18 protein-coding genes are annotated in these 18450 nt (G+C 35.4%); 7 read left to right on the top strand and 11 right to left on the bottom strand.

Translation table 11 applies throughout. The features are described 5' to 3' along the window. The first annotated feature begins 27 nt into the window (after positions 1 to 27). A complete protein-coding gene (locus DRF58_RS01105) occupies positions 28 to 1359 on the top strand; it encodes a hydroxymethylglutaryl-CoA synthase family protein (RefSeq protein WP_116031853.1) in 1332 nt (443 codons plus the stop codon). Between the two features lie 202 nt (positions 1360 to 1561). Here DRF58_RS01105 and DRF58_RS01100 read toward each other — a convergent pair whose 3' ends face one another. Further along, on the bottom strand, positions 1562 to 2479 hold the full coding sequence (locus tag DRF58_RS01100) for a helix-turn-helix domain-containing protein (RefSeq protein ID WP_116031851.1): 918 nt from the start codon (positions 2477 to 2479) through the stop codon (positions 1562 to 1564). Positions 2480 to 2690: 211 nt separating this feature from the next. On the opposite strand from DRF58_RS01100, the gene DRF58_RS01095 reads away from it, so the two are divergent. The 3 genes from DRF58_RS01095 (at position 2691) to DRF58_RS01085 (ending at position 6062) form a co-directional block, all read left to right on the top strand. Then, positions 2691 to 4220 carry an aldehyde dehydrogenase family protein gene (locus DRF58_RS01095; RefSeq protein ID WP_116031849.1) on the top strand — a complete coding sequence of 510 codons (1530 nt, stop codon included), beginning with the start codon at positions 2691 to 2693 and terminating at the stop codon, positions 4218 to 4220. 76 nt (positions 4221 to 4296) lie between these two features. Next, positions 4297 to 5331 (top strand): alcohol dehydrogenase AdhP, encoded by a 1035-nt coding sequence (adhP, locus tag DRF58_RS01090; RefSeq protein ID WP_116031846.1) that lies wholly within the window; start codon positions 4297 to 4299, stop codon positions 5329 to 5331. A 341-nt stretch (positions 5332 to 5672) separates the two neighbouring features. Beyond that, positions 5673 to 6062 (top strand): DUF779 domain-containing protein, encoded by a 390-nt coding sequence (locus DRF58_RS01085; RefSeq protein WP_116031844.1) that lies wholly within the window; start codon positions 5673 to 5675, stop codon positions 6060 to 6062. A 24-nt stretch (positions 6063 to 6086) separates the two neighbouring features. Here the strand turns inward: DRF58_RS01085 and DRF58_RS01080 are convergent, their stop codons facing one another. Beyond that, positions 6087 to 7301 carry a dicarboxylate/amino acid:cation symporter gene (locus tag DRF58_RS01080; protein ID WP_116031842.1) on the bottom strand — a complete coding sequence of 405 codons (1215 nt, stop codon included), beginning with the start codon at positions 7299 to 7301 and terminating at the stop codon, positions 6087 to 6089. A 156-nt stretch (positions 7302 to 7457) separates the two neighbouring features. Between DRF58_RS01080 and DRF58_RS01075 the strand changes: the two genes are divergently transcribed. Further along, positions 7458 to 8708, top strand: a complete 1251-nt coding sequence (locus DRF58_RS01075) for a CinA family nicotinamide mononucleotide deamidase-related protein (RefSeq protein WP_116031840.1) — start codon at positions 7458 to 7460, stop codon at positions 8706 to 8708. Positions 8709 to 8763: 55 nt separating this feature from the next. Here DRF58_RS01075 and DRF58_RS01070 read toward each other — a convergent pair whose 3' ends face one another. The 7 genes from DRF58_RS01070 to DRF58_RS01040 are packed head-to-tail and all read right to left on the bottom strand — an operon-like array spanning position 8764 to position 14334. Then, on the bottom strand, positions 8764 to 9507 hold the full coding sequence (locus DRF58_RS01070; RefSeq protein WP_116031837.1) for a dienelactone hydrolase family protein: 744 nt from the start codon (positions 9505 to 9507) through the stop codon (positions 8764 to 8766). Between the two features lie 12 nt (positions 9508 to 9519). Next, a complete protein-coding gene (locus DRF58_RS01065; RefSeq protein ID WP_206605207.1) occupies positions 9520 to 10692 on the bottom strand; it encodes an MFS transporter in 1173 nt (390 codons plus the stop codon). A gap of 3 nt (positions 10693 to 10695) precedes the next feature. Further along, a complete protein-coding gene (locus DRF58_RS01060; protein WP_116031834.1) occupies positions 10696 to 11640 on the bottom strand; it encodes an aldo/keto reductase in 945 nt (314 codons plus the stop codon). Positions 11641 to 11655: 15 nt separating this feature from the next. Further along, positions 11656 to 12651: an alpha/beta fold hydrolase gene (locus DRF58_RS01055; RefSeq protein ID WP_116031832.1), complete on the bottom strand. Its 996-nt coding sequence runs from the start codon at positions 12649 to 12651 to the stop codon at positions 11656 to 11658. A 17-nt stretch (positions 12652 to 12668) separates the two neighbouring features. Beyond that, positions 12669 to 13055 carry a DoxX family protein gene (locus DRF58_RS01050; protein WP_116031830.1) on the bottom strand — a complete coding sequence of 129 codons (387 nt, stop codon included), beginning with the start codon at positions 13053 to 13055 and terminating at the stop codon, positions 12669 to 12671. Between the two features lie 2 nt (positions 13056 to 13057). Beyond that, positions 13058 to 13351 carry a DUF3861 domain-containing protein gene (locus DRF58_RS01045; RefSeq protein ID WP_245955337.1) on the bottom strand — a complete coding sequence of 98 codons (294 nt, stop codon included), beginning with the start codon at positions 13349 to 13351 and terminating at the stop codon, positions 13058 to 13060. Further along, entirely contained in the window at positions 13351 to 14334 is a 984-nt protein-coding gene (locus DRF58_RS01040) for an aldo/keto reductase (protein ID WP_116031828.1), read from the bottom strand. Before DRF58_RS01040 ends, DRF58_RS01045 begins: the two co-directional genes overlap by 1 nt. Positions 14335 to 14452: 118 nt before the next feature. Between DRF58_RS01040 and DRF58_RS01035 the strand changes: the two genes are divergently transcribed. Then, on the top strand, positions 14453 to 15313 hold the full coding sequence (locus tag DRF58_RS01035; protein WP_116031825.1) for an AraC family transcriptional regulator: 861 nt from the start codon (positions 14453 to 14455) through the stop codon (positions 15311 to 15313). A 140-nt stretch (positions 15314 to 15453) separates the two neighbouring features. Here the strand turns inward: DRF58_RS01035 and DRF58_RS01030 are convergent, their stop codons facing one another. After that, a complete protein-coding gene (locus DRF58_RS01030) occupies positions 15454 to 16131 on the bottom strand; it encodes a DUF4304 domain-containing protein (RefSeq protein ID WP_116031823.1) in 678 nt (225 codons plus the stop codon). Positions 16132 to 16147: 16 nt separating this feature from the next. Beyond that, a complete protein-coding gene (locus tag DRF58_RS01025) occupies positions 16148 to 17728 on the bottom strand; it encodes a sodium:solute symporter (protein ID WP_116031821.1) in 1581 nt (526 codons plus the stop codon). 122 nt (positions 17729 to 17850) lie between these two features. On the opposite strand from DRF58_RS01025, the gene DRF58_RS01020 reads away from it, so the two are divergent. After that, positions 17851 to 18423 carry a YceI family protein gene (locus tag DRF58_RS01020; protein WP_116031818.1) on the top strand — a complete coding sequence of 191 codons (573 nt, stop codon included), beginning with the start codon at positions 17851 to 17853 and terminating at the stop codon, positions 18421 to 18423. The last annotated feature ends 27 nt before the right edge of the window (positions 18424 to 18450 follow it).

Below are 18450 nucleotides of genomic sequence, written 5' to 3'. Positions count from 1 at the left end.
CTAAATTCGTGTCTTAAAATTTTTAAAATGACGAAATTTGGAGTTGATGCGGCCAGCTTTTATGTGCCTTCTTTATATTTAGAAATCAAAGACCTTGCTGAGAAAAGAGGAATAGAACCGGCAAAATTGGAAAAAGGTTTGGGCTTACACAAAATGGCTTTGCCCGATGTTCACGAGGATGCAGCGACTTTTGCGGCGGAAGCTTTACTAAAATTGATTCAAGATTATAACATCAATCCGAAAGAGATTTCCAGAGTTTACCTTGGAACTGAAAGTGCTTTGGATGCCGCAAAACCAACAGCAACTTATGCCGTTCAAATGGTAGAAGAATTTCTAAGTGACGAATTTGGGGAAAGAAGTTTTAAAAACTGCGATGTGGTCGATATGACTTTTGCCTGCGTTGGAGCCGTTGATGCGCTTCATAATTCACTAGATTTTGTAAGAGCAAATCCTACTAAAAAAGCGGTTGTGATTGCAAGTGATTATGCAAAATATGAATTGGCTTCTTCTGGAGAATATACGCAAGGTGGAGGTGCAGTGGCTTTATTGGTTTCTGCGAATCCAAAATTGATTGAGATTGATAATAATTGGGGCGTTGCAACAGAAAGTGTTTTCGATTTCTTCAAACCGAGACGTCATCATTCAAAATCTGAATTTAATTCTGCGCCGGAAAATTATCCTGATAAAATCGAAGTGTTTACAGACGAACCTGTTTTCGACGGTCAATATTCTAATGTTTGTTATCAAGATAGAATCCGTGAAGCTTATCAGCATTATAAAGAACAGACTTTCACAATTAGACCTTATGAAGAGTGGAGATATTTGATTTTCCATTTGCCTTATGCGTTTCACGGGAAAAGGGTTTTCACCGAGATTTATAGTTTAGAAAATAATCTTGATTTTTCTGATGCCGAGAAGCAAAAATCCATTGCTAAATCTGAAGATTATATCAAGTTCATTAATGAAAAAATTGAAAAATCTCAAAGGGCTTCTTCTGAAATCGGCAATATGTACACGGCTTCTATTTTTATGGCGCTGTTGTCTGCACTACAAACTTCGTTTAACGAAAATGAAGATTTGACGGAGAAAGAAATTGGTTTCTTGGCTTACGGAAGTGGTTCCAAATCAAAAGTTTTTGTAGGGAAAATCTCTCCTGAATGGAAATCTGTCGTGGAAAAATGGAATCTGTTCGAAAATCTGACAAAGAGATTAGCAATTGATTTCGACACTTATGAAAAATTGCACCGTAAACAGTTGGATTCTTCTGTTAATCCTAATTATAAAGGATTTGGATTGACAAGAGTTGAAAAAGAAAGTCCGGTTCTGAAAGGTGCAAGATATTATTCTTATCAGAAGTAAAAATTGATTAACCACATAGGCACATATTTCTACAATTAAAGAAATAAATAGAAAATATAGACTATTGACTATTTATTCTTTTACATAAAAGTAAATTTTCATTAAATCTTATGTGCCTATGTGGTTCAATATAAAATCAAAGACGAGCAAGTAATTATTTGCTCGTCTTCTTTTTGAAAATATCTATAACTAACTATTTAACTCAAATTAATTTTTTGTTCTGAAAGATTTTCGGCGTTACACCTTCCATTTGTTTGAAAACTCGGATAAAATAATTGGTGTCCGAAAATCCGGTGCTGAAAGCCACTTCATTCACCGAATTATTATGCATCAACATTTCTTTTGCTCTCTTGATTCTTTCTTGAATGATGAATTCATTTGGCGAAATCCCCAATTCTTCTTTAAACATTTTGAAGAAATTTGACTTGCTGACATAAGCCATTTTCGCAATCACATCAATGGATAATTTCTGATGAAGATTTTTCTTGATGTAATCTGCAACAAACCCAATTCTAGATTTGTTTTTCAACGTATTTTTTTCAACAAGATTTCTCGCCTGAGTCTGCATTAATCTTATCAAAAGTTCCTTCAAAGCAAAATCAGCAATCACATCTTTATAAGAATTATCATCCATCGCAATTCTCATAATATTGTTGGTAGCAGAAGCCAAAGCTTTACTATTTAGCAAATAAAATTCTTCCAAAGAAATATTCCATTGCGAAGAATCGTCCACTTTTTTTGCATTGAAATTCAAAAGGTCAAGCGATTCCTGTACAAATTCTGGATTCAAAGTTAACGAAATACATTGCGAAGCATCTTTATCGGCATCAGGAAAATCAATTACCATTGTCTCTCCGGGTGCAACCAAAACACTTTCTCCAGGCAGATATTCGAAGTAATTACTCTTATTCTGGAGTTTCATCCATTTTTTTCCTCTCAACATTCCTGTAAACGCCAAATGTTCAAAGTGCAATTTCACGTTATATGCACTCTGATGTGTTTCATAGATACTGAATTCACAATTATTTAAACTGAATTTGGTTTGATTTTCAACCATAGTGTTCAGCTTGTTTTCCTGCGTCAGATTAGGTTTGTTAAGATGAAAATGATTTGTATTCATTAGTCAAGATTTTTATAACATCTTGTTTCTCAAATATAATAATTTTAGATATATAGCCAAGCATAATTTTTTCTTAATGAAATTATAAAGAATCTTAAAAGTAGGATTTTACTATTTTTTTGGAGAATTGTGCTATTCTGTTCATTAATTATGAAGTTAACTTAGCCTTAAACAAATGTTGACTGATTATTAATAACAAAATAATATTATTATGAGCACAACAGCAGAACTAACACAGAACTCAACGACTTTGGCTTGGCCAGAGTTCAAAGCTAAATATGATAATTACATCGGTGGAAAATTTGTACCATCGGCTGGCGGACAATATTTTGACGTTGTTTCTCCGATTAACGGAAAAGTTTTCACACAGGCAGCACATTCTAACAAAGAAGACTTAGAAGCAGCAGTTAATGCAGCAACAGAAGCCTTTAAAACTTGGAAAGATAATTCTCCAGCAGAAAGAAGTATTATTCTAAACAAAATTGCGGATAGAATGGAGCAAAACCTTGAATATATCGCAACTGTAGAAACTATTGATAACGGAAAAGCGGTAAGAGAAACTCTAGCTGCAGATATTCCTTTGGCGATTGATCATTTCAGATATTTTGCCTCGGTAATCAGAGCAGAGGAAGGTTCGCATAATGAATTGGATAAAGACACCGTTTCATTAATCGTTCACGAGCCACTTGGTGTCATTGCACAAATCATCCCTTGGAATTTTCCGATTCTGATGGCTGTTTGGAAACTCGCTCCAGCTTTGGCAGCTGGTAACTGCGTAGTTTTGAAACCGGCAGAAAGCACACCTATTTCTATTATGATATTAATGGAATTGATTGGAGATTTGCTTCCAGCAGGAGTTATAAACGTAGTGAATGGTTTCGGGGCAGAATTGGGAAGAGCTTTGGTGACCAATCCAAAAGTTAACAAAGCGGCTTTCACAGGATCTACAGCAACTGGCCGTTTGGTAATGCAGTATGCAACAGAAAATATCATTCCTGTAACGTTAGAATTGGGAGGGAAGTCACCAAATATTTTCTTCAATTCAGTAATGGATGCCGACGACGAATTCTTGGATAAAGCAATCGAGGGAGCGGTTCTTTTCGCATTGAATCAAGGTGAGATCTGTACTTGTCCTTCAAGATTGTTGGTTCAAGAAGATATTGCAGACGCATTCATCGCAAAAGTGATTGAAAGAACCGAAGCAATCAAAGTTGGAAATCCATTAGACAAAACGGTGATGATGGGAGCACAGGCTTCTAAAATTCAAAAAGACAAAATCGAAGGTTATTTGAAACTCGGTAAAGAAGAAGGCGCAGAAGTGCTTACAGGAGGAGAAGCTAACCACATCGAAGGCTTGGAAGACGGTTACTACATCAAGCCAACCATTTTTAAAGGAAACAACAAAATGAGAATTTTCCAAGAGGAGATTTTCGGACCTGTGGTGGCGTTCACAACTTTCAAAGATGAGTCAGAAGCTTTAGAAATTGCAAACGACACAATTTATGGTCTTGGCGCTGGCGTTTGGACTAGAGATGCCCATCAGTTGTACCAGATCCCCCGTCATATCGAAGCTGGTAGAGTATGGGTTAACCAATACCACGCTTACCCTGCAGGAGCACCTTTCGGAGGTTACAAACAATCCGGTATCGGTAGAGAAAATCACAAAATGATGCTCGATCATTACCGTCAGACCAAAAATATGTTGATATCCTATAACAAAAACAAATTAGGATTTTTCTAAATCTTTAAACAAACCTCATAGGATTCTAAAACTATGAGGTTTATCTATAAAAATTAACCAATCAAAAAATTAAATTATGATTCCAAAAACAATGAAAGCGGCCGTTGTACAAGGTTACGGACAGCCATTGAAAATTATGGAAGTTCCGGTAAGAGAACCCGGACGCTATGAAGTATTAGTAAAAGTAATTGCGTGTGGCGTTTGTCATACAGACTTACACGCTGTAGATGGAGACTGGCCAGCAAAACCAAAAATGCCATTGATTCCCGGACACGAAGGTGTAGGAATTGTAGTGGCTTGCGGACCTGAAGCTCAGGTAAAAGAAGGCGATGCAGTTGGAGTGCCTTGGTTGTATTCGGCTTGTGGATGCTGTGATTATTGTATCACGGGATGGGAAACATTGTGTGAAGCTCAACAAAATGGAGGTTACAGCGTAGACGGAGGATTTGCAGAATATGTAATTGCAGATTCCAGATATGTAGGACATTTAAAAGATAATGTGAACTTTCTGGAAATCGCTCCGATTCTTTGCGCCGGAGTAACAGTTTATAAAGGACTTAAAGAAACCGAAACAAAACCAGGCGAATGGGTTGCTATTTCAGGAATCGGTGGATTAGGGCACGTTGCAGTTCAATATGCAAAAGCAATGGGAATGCACGTTGCGGCGATAGATGTTGCGGATGACAAATTAGAATTGGCTAAAAAACTAGGTGCGGATTTAGTTGTAAATGCCAAAGAAACCGACCCTGGAACTTATCTTCACAAAGAAGTTGGAGGAATGCACGGTGCATTAATTACCGCTGTTTCTCCAATTGCTTTTAAGCAGGGGATAGACGTTCTGAGAAGAAAAGGTACGATTGCACTCAATGGACTTCCGCCGGGTTCTTTTGAATTACCTATTTTCGAAACTGTTCTTAAGAGAATTACCGTAAGAGGTTCTATTGTTGGAACTAGAAAAGATTTACAGGAAGCACTTGATTTTGCAAACGAAGGTTTGGTAAAAGCAACTGTGACTTCTGCAAAACTGGAAGACATCAACGAAGTATTTGATAAGATGAAAGCCGGACAAATCGATGGGCGTATCGTTTTGGATATTGCTGGACAAAATTAAATTATTGTTATTTTGAGTTTTTTAAGCCCGGCAGATATTGTTTGTCGGGTTTTTTACTAACTTGAGGATATTTGCTTTGAACACTAAGTCCACAAAGTTTTAAATTTATCAAGTTCGCAAAGCCACTTCGTTTAGATAAGATTTGTGTTCTCGTTTAAGTTTTGTGCCTTTATCTCAATATTTTATTTGATTATAGGAATCGATGAATCTTCGATTTGTGAACTTAAAATATGCACAATAATTGTAAATAAATACTTTGTAACCTTTGACTACGTCGAATCTTCGATTTGTGTTCAAAAAGATATTTATGAAAATTAATCATTAATTTTAAAAGAAAAAATATGGAAACCAAAGATAAAATCTCAAGACTTTCCGTAACCGAAAAAGCTTTGGAAGTCATCTGGGAGCTGGAAAAAAAGCACGGTGAACTAATGTTCTATCAGGCCGGTGGCTGTTGCGAAGGGACACAGCCACAATGTTTCGAGAAAGGTGGATATTTCCCAAGAATGAATGATGCAATGATTGGAACCATCAATGGACACGAGTTCTGGATAGACCGCGACTTGTTTGAATATTGGAAATATTCCCACTTCACGTTGGATGTTTTGGATGGTTGGGGACCTGGCGGATTTTCTTTGGAAACGCCTTTGGGTAAAACCTTCAAAGTTCATTATCGATTGTTCACGCCGGATGAACTGGAAAATCTTGAGCCGGTCAAGCGAAGCGAGTAAATAGGAAATTGCTCCTAAAAAAATTTAAACAGCTTCGGTTTTTACAAATTTAGAGACAATCATACTTGCCAAAATATTCCCGACAGAATTGAGAACCGTTGCCAATGGATCTACCAAAGTTCCGATAATGATAACTGCTGGGACAACATCGGGCGGAATTTTGTAAACCGAAATCATCAACATTTCCCCGATATAACCGCCATTGGGGATTCCGCCGGCGACTGCACTTACGAAAACGGTGATTCCCAAAGCCATTATCAGATTCATTGGTTCAAAGAAATTCCAGCCAAGTAACTGAAATGCAACATAAATCTTGATAATCGAAGAAATCGACGAACCGTTTTTATGAATCGTAGTTCCAATCGGAATGACAACATTGGCGATAGAAGCAGGAACGCCCATTCTTTTTGCAGATTCAATAGCGACTGGCATTGTTGCGAGACTACTACAAGTACTGATAGCGGTTGCAGTTGGTAAAAGGCTTTCTTTCCAAAAAGCTTTTACACCATTTCCAGATTTCCAAATGAAAGCATAAAGACTGAAAAATACGATGAAATAAATGGTTCCAGCTATATAATACAATCCCAAAGGTTTGGCATAAAATCCGAAAAGTTGAGGTCCAATCGTTCCGACTTGATAAGCGAAATAAGCGCCTAATCCAATCGGTGCAACTTTCATTATTAATAGTAAAAGCTGTTTCATCACTTCGTTTCCGGAAAGGATGAAGTTTTGGAACAGTTTTCCTTTTTCTCCTGACTTCCTAATGGATATTCCAACTAAAAATGAAAAGACCAACAATGCTAGCATATTCTGTCTCGAGAACAAATGATAAAACTCGCTGACAGTGAAGAATCCTACGATTTGGTCATTAATATTAGCATTATTCTGAAGATTTTCTGATAGGGTTTCGCTGATATTTTTCGGCGTTTCGGTTGGAAAAAAGTAAACCATTATAATGCAAAACGTGGCTGAAATCAAAATGAAACTCAAGAAAGTCAAAGCCATTGTTCCGATGATTTTGCCCAATTGATTTTGTTGTTCAATTCCGGAAATGGCAGAAACAATCGCAAAAAATACCAATGGAATGACTGTTACAAACAACAGATTCAGGAAAATATCTCCCATCGGTTTCAGATAAGTGACGAAATCAGGTGCGAAAATCCCAACCAGACTTCCGATGAAAATCCCGATGAGAAGCAGAATTATGTTGCTATAGTTTTTCCAGAAAGAAGAGTTCATCCGTAAGTTTTAATCAAAGATAAAATAAAACCAAATAGGCACATAGAGATAAATCAATTTTTAGAAAATAACATAGTCATTAACTTCTCTATTTAATCTAAAAAAACTATGTGTCTATGTGGTTGAAAATATAAAATATTTCCGAGATTTGTCTCTATGAAAACAGCAGTTCTGATTACTATCGGTGACGAAATCCTTTCGGGAAATACCGTTGATACCAACTCCAATTTTATTGCGACACAGCTAAAAGAAATTGGTATAAAAGTGCTTTCTATTTTTACAATTCCTGATGAAGAAAGTACAATTGTTTCGACTTTAGCAATGGCTTTTGAGATGGCTGATGTAGTTTTCACAACCGGCGGATTGGGGCCTACAAAAGATGATATTACCAAAAAAGCTTATGCTGATTTCTTCGAAGATGAAATGATTTTCTCTGACGAAATCTATGAACATCTCAGAGCCTATCTCGAAAAAAGAAAACGACTTTGGATTCTAGAACATAACAAAGACCAAGCGATGGTTTTGTCCAAGGCAAAAATTTTTCTTAACTATTTCGGAACTGCTCCTTGTATGATTTTGGAGAAGAACGGAACTTATTGTTTCAGTTTACCCGGTGTTCCTTACGAAGTTAAACCTTTAGTAAAAGATCAGATTATTCCTTTTCTGAAGGAGAAATTATCGCTAGACCACATTGTAACCAGAATTGTTTCAGTCGTTGATATTCCGGAAAGTATTTTGTCAGAAACCATTGAAGAATGGGAATTGGCTTTACCCAAACATATCAGTTTGTCATATTTGCCGGTTGGAACAAGAGTAAAATTAAGACTGACAGCTTCCGGAAGTTCTCAAGAACTACTAAATACAGAACTAGAAAATGAAATCACAAAATTATTTCTATTAATTGGAGAAAACATCATTGCCACTCAAGAAGATAAAATCGAAAAAATTCTTGGCGAATTATTGACAGAAAAAAAACTAACGATCTCGGTTGCAGAAAGTTGTACTGGTGGAGAGTTGGCACATTTGATAACGTCGGTTTCGGGAAGTTCCAATTATTTCTTGGGAAGTGTTGTGACTTACGCGACTCAAAAGAAAATTGACCTTTTAAATGTCAATCCAAAAACTGTAGAAGAATTCACAGTTGTGAGTGAACAAGTTGCTTCGGAAATGGCAATTGGTTGTCAGAATTTATTTAAGACTGATATTTCGGTTTCTACGACGGGAGTTGCCGGTCCTGGAAAAGGTGAAGATGGAAAAGATGTAGGAACGGTTTTCTATACGATTAGAATTGGAAATCAAGAAACAACTTCAAAACTATTTTTGCCACATCTGGAAAGACTTGATTTTATGAATTTTGTTTCTCAAAAAGTCATTCAAGACATCGTTTCTTTATTGATTAAAAAGTAAAAAAAGACAGCTCAAAAGGCTGTCTTTCTAATATCTAAGTTCTAAAAACTAATTTCTATTTTAGAATTTCTTTCAAGAATAATAATGTATGATTCCAAGCACGTTTTGCCATTATTTCATTATAATCCGGAGATTCTGGACTTGTGAAAGTATGTTTCGAATTGGCATAAGTGATGATTTGAAAATCTGTTTTTCCTGTTTTTAATTCTGCGATTAGATTATTCATATCTTCTGGTTTTACACTTTCGTCATCAGCAGGATGTTCTACCAGAACTTTCGTCTTTATCGGAACATTTAATCGATCATTACCTTTTGCCAATCCACCGTGAATGGAAACTACTCCGGAAACTGGAAATCCTGCTCTGGCCGTTTCCAAAGCACCCGTTCCACCGAAACAATAACCAATTACAGCTATTTTTTCAGGATTAGCACCTTGTTTTTTTAATTCTTCTAAGGCTACAGAAATTCTTTGCTGGTAAGCTTTGTAATCCTGTTTGTAGTTTCCTGCAATTTTTGCCGCTGCTGCATTGTCAGCAGGGATATTTCCTTCGCCATAGATGTCAGCAACAAATGCGATGTAACCTTGTTTTTGTAATTCGGTTGCTGCGTTTTTTGCTTCATTATCGATTCCTTTCCAAGCGGGTAAAATCAAAACGCCCGGAAGCTTTTTTCCTGCATTGGACGTCACTAATCCACTTAGTTTTTGTTCACCGTCTTTGTAGGAAACGGGTTTTAAATTTTGAGCTATTGTTAGATTTAATCCTAAAAATAATGTTAATAATGTGATTGAACGTTTCATATTTTCTTTTTATTAATTTGATTTTATTGCTTTAAATAGATTCATCAAAAATACAATTAAACTAAAAGCAACGAGTTGAATTCCAACATAATGCCAGCCACCAGTTTCCCAACATTTTAAGCCGATAAAAGTTCCAATCGCACCGCCTGCAAAATATGAAGTCATATAAATCGTGTTGATTCGGCTGTTCGCTTTTTGGTCTAACCTGTATATTAACGCAACATTAGTCACCTGAATCGATTGAACACCAACATCAATAAAAATCACAGCTAAAATAATTGATATTAAATAATTGGGAAACAGAAAGATAATAACTGAACCTGCTAATAAAATAATACTTGCAATCAACTGTGTTTTTCCAGAACCGCCTTTGTCAGAAGCTTTTCCAATCATTGGTGCGACTAAAGCTCCTGCAATTCCCAGCATTCCGAAAAGTCCAATAGTATCAGAACTATAATTGTAAGGTTTTTCTACCAAAAGAAATGTCAAAGTTGTCCAAAATGAGCAAAATATTGAGAACGCAATTCCGCCCATTAATGCTAATAATCTCAGTTGTGGAAATCGTTTTAATTGATAAAATGAGGATGAAATTAATTTGAAATAAGAGTCTTTGAACGTCGGTTTGACATTAGGTAATTTGAAATAAACAAAAGTCAAAGAAAAAATCGTAAACCCTGCCGAGATGTAATACACCATTTTCCAATTGCTCCATTCGGAAATATAACCACTGAAAACTCTTGCCATCAGGATTCCGACAAGAATCCCCGTGAAGATAATCCCGACGTTTTTTCCTTTTTCGTTACCTGATAATTCGGCTGCCATTGGTAAGATAACTTGCGCTGCAACTGCTGTCAAACCAAGTAATAAACTGAATAGAAAAATGAAATTATAATTGGAAACCATTCCGATTCCTGCCAAAATACAGAATAAAATAGCTAATAAAATCAAGATTAATTTTTTACGGTTGACTTTATCTCCTAATGGAACCAAGGTCAGCAATCCTGCTCCATAACCAACTTGTCCCAAACCGACCATAATTCCCATTTTGCTTTCGGACACGTTGAAAGTTTCTGCAATCTGATGCAGAATTGGCTGTGCGTAATAGATATTTGAAACACAAATTCCTGCTACGACAGCCATTCCGAGAACCTGAACTTTACTCAGTTTCGATTGTTCTTCTATCATTGATTATTTTGAAGCTTGATTAAGAATTTCCAAATCCTCCGAATCTAATTCTAACTTCGGAGCATCGAAAATCGTTTGCAATTGTCTTTCGCTAGTCGCACTTACGATTGGCGCAGTGATTAATGGATTTGCTAACAGCCAAGCCAAAGCAACGGTTGCAGGCTGAGATTGGTGCTTTTCTGAAACTTTATCCAACGCTGCCAAAACCGCTTTTCCTTTATCATCAAAATATTTTTTGATTCCGCCACCTCTTGCTGTTGTTTCAAAATCAGCTTCTGTTCTGTATTTTCCTGTTAGGAAACCTGCTGCCAAAGACCAATAGGGGAATGCACTTAATCCAAATTTTTCTACTAAAGGCGCATATTCTGTTTCGAACTTTTCTCTTTCCACCAAATTATAATGTGGTTGAAGTGCTACATATTTTGGGAAATTATTTTTCTCAGCGACTTCAAAAGATTCAATTAATCTTTTTGGGGAAACATTGGATGCTGCAATATATCTCACTTTTCCTGCTTTTACAATTTCGTCATAAGCTGATAAAGTTTCCTCCACAGGCGTTTTGTTATCATCAAAATGCGTATAGTACAAATCGATATAGTCTGTTCCCAAACGTTGAAGAGATTCATCAACAGATTTCAAAATATGTTTTTTACTGATGTCGAAGCCGTGTTCTTTGGTTTCAGAACCTACTTTTGTTGCGAGCACAATATCCTGGCGATTTTTTCTTTCCTTCATCCATTTACCGATGATTTCTTCGGATTGTCCGCCTTTTCCATTAACCCACCAAGAATAAGTGTCGGCTGTATCGATGAAGTTGAATCCACCTTCTGTGAATTTATTAAGAATGTTGAATGATTCTTTCTCATCCAAAGTCCATCCGAAAACATTACCTCCAAAGTTGATTGGAGCAATTTCTAAATCTGTATTTTTAATTGTTACTTTTTTCATTTTTTTTTTAATATTTTAAGGTTTTAAAAATTCTTTTACTGGTTTGATGAATTGATCAAAAACCTCGATGTGCGGAAGATGTCCTACGTTCTCGATTTCTACCAATTTTGAACCTTTTATTTTTTGTTGAGTAGCTTTTCCCAATAAGTCATATCGTCCCATCGTTTCAGCTATTTTCGGGTCTTTTACGTTGGCTTTTCCTATGGCTGTTCTGTCTCTTGTTCCGATGATTAATAAGGTTGGAACATTCAGATTTTGAAATTCATAAACAACTGGTTGTGTGAAAATCATATCCGAAGTTTTGGCGTTTACCAGAGCGACTTTCGGATAATCTGGAGCTTTTGTCCAGCCTGTTAAAAGATAAACCCATTCGTCATATTCTGGTTTCCATTTGTTGTCATAATAGAATCCGTTTTGATATTTTTTTGTGGATTCGTAATCGGCTTTTAGTTCGGTTTGATAATTTTTGTCGATAGATGCATAAGGCGCAACTAGTTTCCAATCTTCCAGTCCAATTGGATTTTCAAGAATTAATTTTTCAACCTTTTCAGGATACATCAGTGTAAATCTTGTCGCCAACATTCCACCCATCGAATGCCCCAAAAGATAAATTTTATCGAGTTTCAATTCATCCAAAATTGCTTTGGTATTTTGAGCCAATTGCTGAAAACTGAATTGATATTCTGTAGGTTTTGATGATTTTCCGAATCCAATCTGGTCAGGAACAATCAATCGGAATCCTTCTTTTGTCAAAGCCTGAATCGTTGTTTTCCAATAAGCACCATTGAAGTTTTTTCCGTGAAGCAGAACAACTGTTTTTCCATTTGCTTTTTCGGGTTTGATGTCCATATAAGCCATTTTCAAATCCTGATTCTGACTTTTGAAATCAAGAAAATGAACAGGATAAGGATATTCATAATTCGTTAGCATAATGTCCAAAACAGGACGGTTTTGAGCTGATAAATAATTAATGGATAAAATTAAAAATGCTATTATTTTTATAAATTTCATAATTTGATTTTAGAAAATTAATGATTCGAAAGGGGTTTATACTTCTCATAAAACCAAAGCAATCCACCCAAATAAGCTGAATGCAATAACTGCGCTTCAATCGCACTCCAATTCTCGATTGATGCACTTCCTAATATCAATAGGCTCATCAAAACTAATCCTGAATAAATTGTGTATTTGGTTTGAAATCCAATTAGTAATGACAATCCAATCAAGAATTCTACAATCGGTAAAATATAACTGAAAGGTACAATCATAAAACTTGGAATTGCAGATTTTTCCATTGATGTTACCATCCAATTGCCGAACATTTCAAGCTTCGGAATTCTTACCAATCCGTGCCCTAACAAGGAAATGGCGATTGGCAATCTTAAGAAGAAGTAAGTCGTTTTGAAGTCTTTCATAATTACTGACTTTTCAATTTCTTCATAAATTCAAGAATGGCTGGTCTCAGTTCTTCGAATAAAGGATGTTGTTTGTTCTTCAACATTACTTCTGTAAAGAGCTTCAAACCCAAAGCAAACTCCTGTGCTGTATTGTCTTCTTTGAAGATTTTCTTTGATTTTATCACTTCGAAAATATTAAACAAATCATCGTGATTATCAAACTCGAAACTTAAATTTTTTGTGCCTTCAGAACCGTCTTTCAGTTTTATTTCTTTCAAATCTAATTGATAAGAATTATTTCTTTTTTCAATCATTAAAAAGCATTGACTAATTGATTAATACTTTCGATTTCTTCTTTTGAAAGATTGATATCAATCGCTTTTGCATTCTGGACCGCTTGTTCTGCATTTCGAGCGCCAGCTAAAGCAATCTTAATTCCTGCTCTCTCAATTGTCCAACGTAAAACCAACTGTCCTAAAGTTGCGTTGTGTTTCTCTGCTATCGGTTTGATTTTATCTAAAAGCGCATTTGTTTTCTCAATAAATTCAGGCTGAAAATGTTTGTGACTCGCACGATGGTCGCCTTCCTGAAATTGATAACCATTATGAATTTTTCCTGTCAACAAACCTCTTTCCAAAGGACTGTAAGCGAGAATCGATTTGTTATTTTCGATGCAATAAGGAACAGTTTCTTCCTCAATACCACGATTCACCATACTAAACGGAATTTGGTTCGAAACTAATTTTAAAGTCTTTTCAGCTTCCGCCATTTGCTGAGCATTATAATTACAAACACCCGCAAAACGAACTTTTCCTTGTTCAATTAATTTGGAAACTGCTTCGAAAGTTTCATCAATCGGAGTTGTAGAGTCTGGCCAGTGGATTTGATACAAATCGATGTAATCCGTTCCCAGACGTTTCAAACTTTGTTCGCATTCGTAGATGATGCTGTCTTTTCCGGCATATTTGTAAACATCGATATCTTGTCCGTCGTTATTCTTGCTGTGCATCGCAAAATCGCCTTTTGCCAAATCCCAACGCATCCCAAATTTAGTCAAAATCTGAACTTTATCACGGGAAATTCCTTTAATCGCTTCACCCACGATTTCTTCACTTGTTCCTTGTCCGTAGATTGGAGCTGTATCAATAGAAGTTACACCAACGTCATAAGATGCTTTTATCGCTTCGATAGCTTCGTTTCTGTCTGTGCTTCCCCACATCCAGCCGCCCGCAGCCCACGCTCCGAAAGTGATTGCTGAAACGTCTAAATCACTGTTTCCTAATTTTCTATATTCCATTTTGTAGATTGATTTTTATGATTGAATTTTAATTGGCTTTTATCAAGTCTTACAAATTTCGTTTTTTGATATGTGAAAACAGATGTAGTATTTTGATATATTATTGTAAATTTACAATATGAAGAGAAAGCAATTTAATCCGTTAGAAATCGATTGTTTCGAAGTTGAAGAATATCCATTTCCAAAACACAGCCATACTTATTATGAGTTGGTTTACATCTTCAAAGGCTGTGGGAACCATCATTTGAACAAGCTGATAGTTCCTTATAAAGCCGGAGATTTGTTGCTGATTTCTCCTGATGATGAACATTATTTCGATATTAAGAAGCAGACAAAATTTGCTATTATCAAATTCAATGATAGTTTTTTTGAGAGCAACAAACATCTTGCGCCAGACACTTTGATGACGGCTTCACCAATTGATATTATGCGAAATCCAATGTTGAAGGAAATCAAGCTCTGTTTCGATGAACCTTGCAAAACGATTCTCAGAAAAACAGTTGAAAATATTGTGGATTATGATAAAATTTGTGATGTGACAACTTCTCCGATTATGTTTTTCCAAGTCTTGTCATTATTTGGATTGATTCGTGAAGCGTCTGCCAAACTGAATGTCAGAATTGATAACGGCGTTCCTAGTCAGGAAGATTTGATTTCGTACATTCATCAGAATATTTATCGTCCGGAAACGATTAGAATCAAGATGATTGCGTTGCATTTTAATATTTCACCGACTTATTTTAGTGCTTATTTTAAACGGAATTTCGAAATGTCTTATCGCAATTATATCAACAATTACAGAATAGCTCTCATAGAAAAACGAATAGAATCGGGACAAAACACAATTAAACAGATTGCTTATGAATTTGGTTTTACAGATGAAAGTCACCTTTCACATTATTTTAAAAATAAGAAAAGCAAGACTTTGGGTTCTTACAAAACGAAGAGTAAAGTTTTAACTCAAAGCTTGGATGTATAATTTTTGAATTTTAGATAGTTAGTACGAAATCAGGATAATTGATATAAAGAAATCAAAGGCTTCTTTCAGGATAAATCTTCTGAGATTTCTATTAATGTTTTGGTGTGGTTGGTTGTTTAGGTTTTCATTTGAAAAGGAAGTTAATTGGACTTATTAGTATAATTAAAGATAATATTTTCAAAATCTATTTTACCTAAAAATTTATCATTAGTTTCTAGCTTTGAAATTCCAAGTTTTGCATATTCAAACGCTTTTTTTAGATTCCTTTTTTCATAAATTTTTGATAGAGCCCAAATAAGACGAACTTCGGTACCAATAACATTCAGACCTGCTAGTTTTTTTGTAGGATTAGACAAATCAGAAATTTCTAAATTATCAAGAATATAATCTTCGTTTTGAAATGCTTCTATTATTGGAACTGCTTCATTTTTAATACTTAAAATTATATTTTCTGCAGTTTTTATATTAGTCTTCTCCGAGTTAGAATAATCCCACCATTGATTAGCATAATTTTTATTAGAAAAATTCCACCATTTTTTAATCTGAATTTTTGTAACTCTTGTTCGGAATTCACATTCATAATATTTTAAAGTCTTGAAATTTATTTCACTACCAAATAAGTCAGTCATTTCTTTTGGATGAATTCCTATTTCTACACAACACTTTCCGCCATACTGACTTGCCTGAATTCCAATTATAAAAATGAAATTATCAGATTCTTTTCTATAACTAAATCCACTTCCTTTAAATCCTAGTTCTTTTAAACTTTGAGATAAAGTTTTTGAAATATGTTTCTTAAAATCTGCAGAAGTAATCATTAGTTTTAATATCGAATTAATCTAAAATTTCTCGTTCAACATTATTCGACTTCACCAACCACAATCCAACAAAAGTCAAAAATCCATTCAGGATAATCAGTTCCACACCAATTCTGTAATCTGTATTATTAGTTACCAAATAATTAATCAAATATGTTACAACAGGCGCAAAAATCGTCACAGCCAAGATGGAATATTTCTTCGTGATTTGATATTTCGTCAAGATTCCGAAAGCAAATAATCCCAATAATGGGCCATAAGTATAACCTGCGATTTCCATTATCAGATAAACAATCGACTTGTCATTAATAGCTTTGAAAACCATTATCAATACGAAAAAAATCACTGTGAAAGTCAAATGAACTTTCATTCTCAGATGTTTCTTTTGTTTCTCGGTTTTTTGCTGGTCTTCGTTCAGGTTTAAAAGATCCACACAATAAGAACTCGTAACCGCCGTCAAAGCGCCATCAGCAGAAGGAAATAAGGCCGAAATCAAACCGATGATGAAAATCACAGAAAGCGCCATTGGAAAATGACCTTGAAGCGACAGAGCAGGGAACAGGTCGTCGCCCATTATATTTTTGATTTGACCCGCAGAATCCTTGAAGCCAAAAGTATTTGTCATCACTTCTTTTCCGTCAACCATAGTCGAGATTTGTCCATAATCTGCGCCGTGTTGCATTGCAAAAAGATAGAGCAAACCACCCAAAAACAAAAACGCCAGATTCACGAAAAGCAAAGTTCCGGCAAAAGTCAGCATATTCTTTTTCGAGTTTTTCAGGTTGTCGACAGAGATATTTTTCTGCATCATTTCCTGGTCTAGACCCGTCATCGCAATTGTAATGAACATCCCGCCTAGAATCGTTTTCAGGAAAAATGTTTTAGAATTCACATCCGTATTGATAAAATGCGTGTATTGCTTCTGCTCAAGGATAGAGAACGCTTCTCCAAAAGACAGATTAAGATTTGATAAAATATAAACAATGCAGGCAATCAAGCTGATAATCATAAACGATGTTTGCAACGTATCAGTAATCACAATCGTCTTAACACCACCTTCAAACGTATAAAGCAGAATCATCAGAAGCAACACAAAAGCTGTTACCCAAAAAGGAACATCAAGCGCTTCCAAAAGGAAAATCTGAAGAATATTCACCACCAGATACAACCTTGCAGTTGCGCCAATCGCTCTCGAAATAATGAAAAATACAGAACCGATTTTATGCGCTTCAACATTGAAACGTTTCCCCAAATAAGTATAAATCGAGGTCAAATTCATTTTATAATAAAGCGGAAGCAAAATGCCAGCAACTATGAAGTAACCGATAAAAAACCCAATTACCATCATATAATATTCGAAACCACCAAAAGGATTTTCGCCTCCTAAAAATTTTCCAACTGTTCCCGGAACCGAGATAAAAGTTACGCCGGAAAGTGATGTTCCAATCATCCCAAACGCTACCAACCACCATTTGCTTTTCTTATTCCCAATAAAAAAAGACTGGTTGTCTGAGTTGCGGCTTGTAAAATAAGAGATGACCAAAAGCCCGATAAAATAGGCAAAAACGAATAAAAGTAGAATAGTTCCCGGATTCATTGTTCAAAATTGAATTGAACAAAAATAGTTTTTTTTATGAACAAAGCTTTTATTAACTTACATCAATTAATTAAAACTTTTATGATTATACCTTTGTACCATCAATAATAAAAAAATTCATTATGAAAAAGTTATTCTTATCGTTTTTATTTGCAACAATCAGTATTTTAGGATTTTCGCAAACTACTTGGAGTATAGATCCAATGCACTCTTCATTTAATTTTAACATCAAACATATGGGAATCAGTTTTGTACAAGGACGTTTCGATAAGTTTGAAGGAAATGTTGTGACAAAAGCTGAGGATTTGACCAATGCTAAATTTGATTTTGCAGTTAACACAGCTTCTGTAAATACAGGTGTTGAGATGCGTGATAACCACTTGAAAAGTGCAGATTTCTTTGATGCAGAAAGATTTCCTACTATGAAATTTGAAAGTACATCTATCAAAAAATTAAAAGGAAATACATATCAACTGACTGGTAAACTTACAATAAAAGATGTAACAAAACCGGTAACTGTAACGGCTGTTTACGGAGGACAAACCAAAGATCAACAAGGGAATGAAAAACTTGGTTTCCAAACGACTTTTAAAATTAATAGATTAGACTACAACGTAAGCTACGATCCAACAGGAGCTGGTGTTGCAAAAGATGTGGATGTTGCGGTTTATGTAGAGTTTGTTAAAAATAAATAACGGATTTTGCTAAAATAAAGTAAGAGC

The organism is Epilithonimonas hispanica (assembly GCF_003385395.1).
Classification (GTDB): Bacteria; Bacteroidota; Bacteroidia; order Flavobacteriales; family Weeksellaceae; genus Epilithonimonas; species Epilithonimonas hispanica.
Note: the sequence above shows the minus strand (reverse complement) of the source record. Positions and strands in the feature narration are given on the sequence as shown.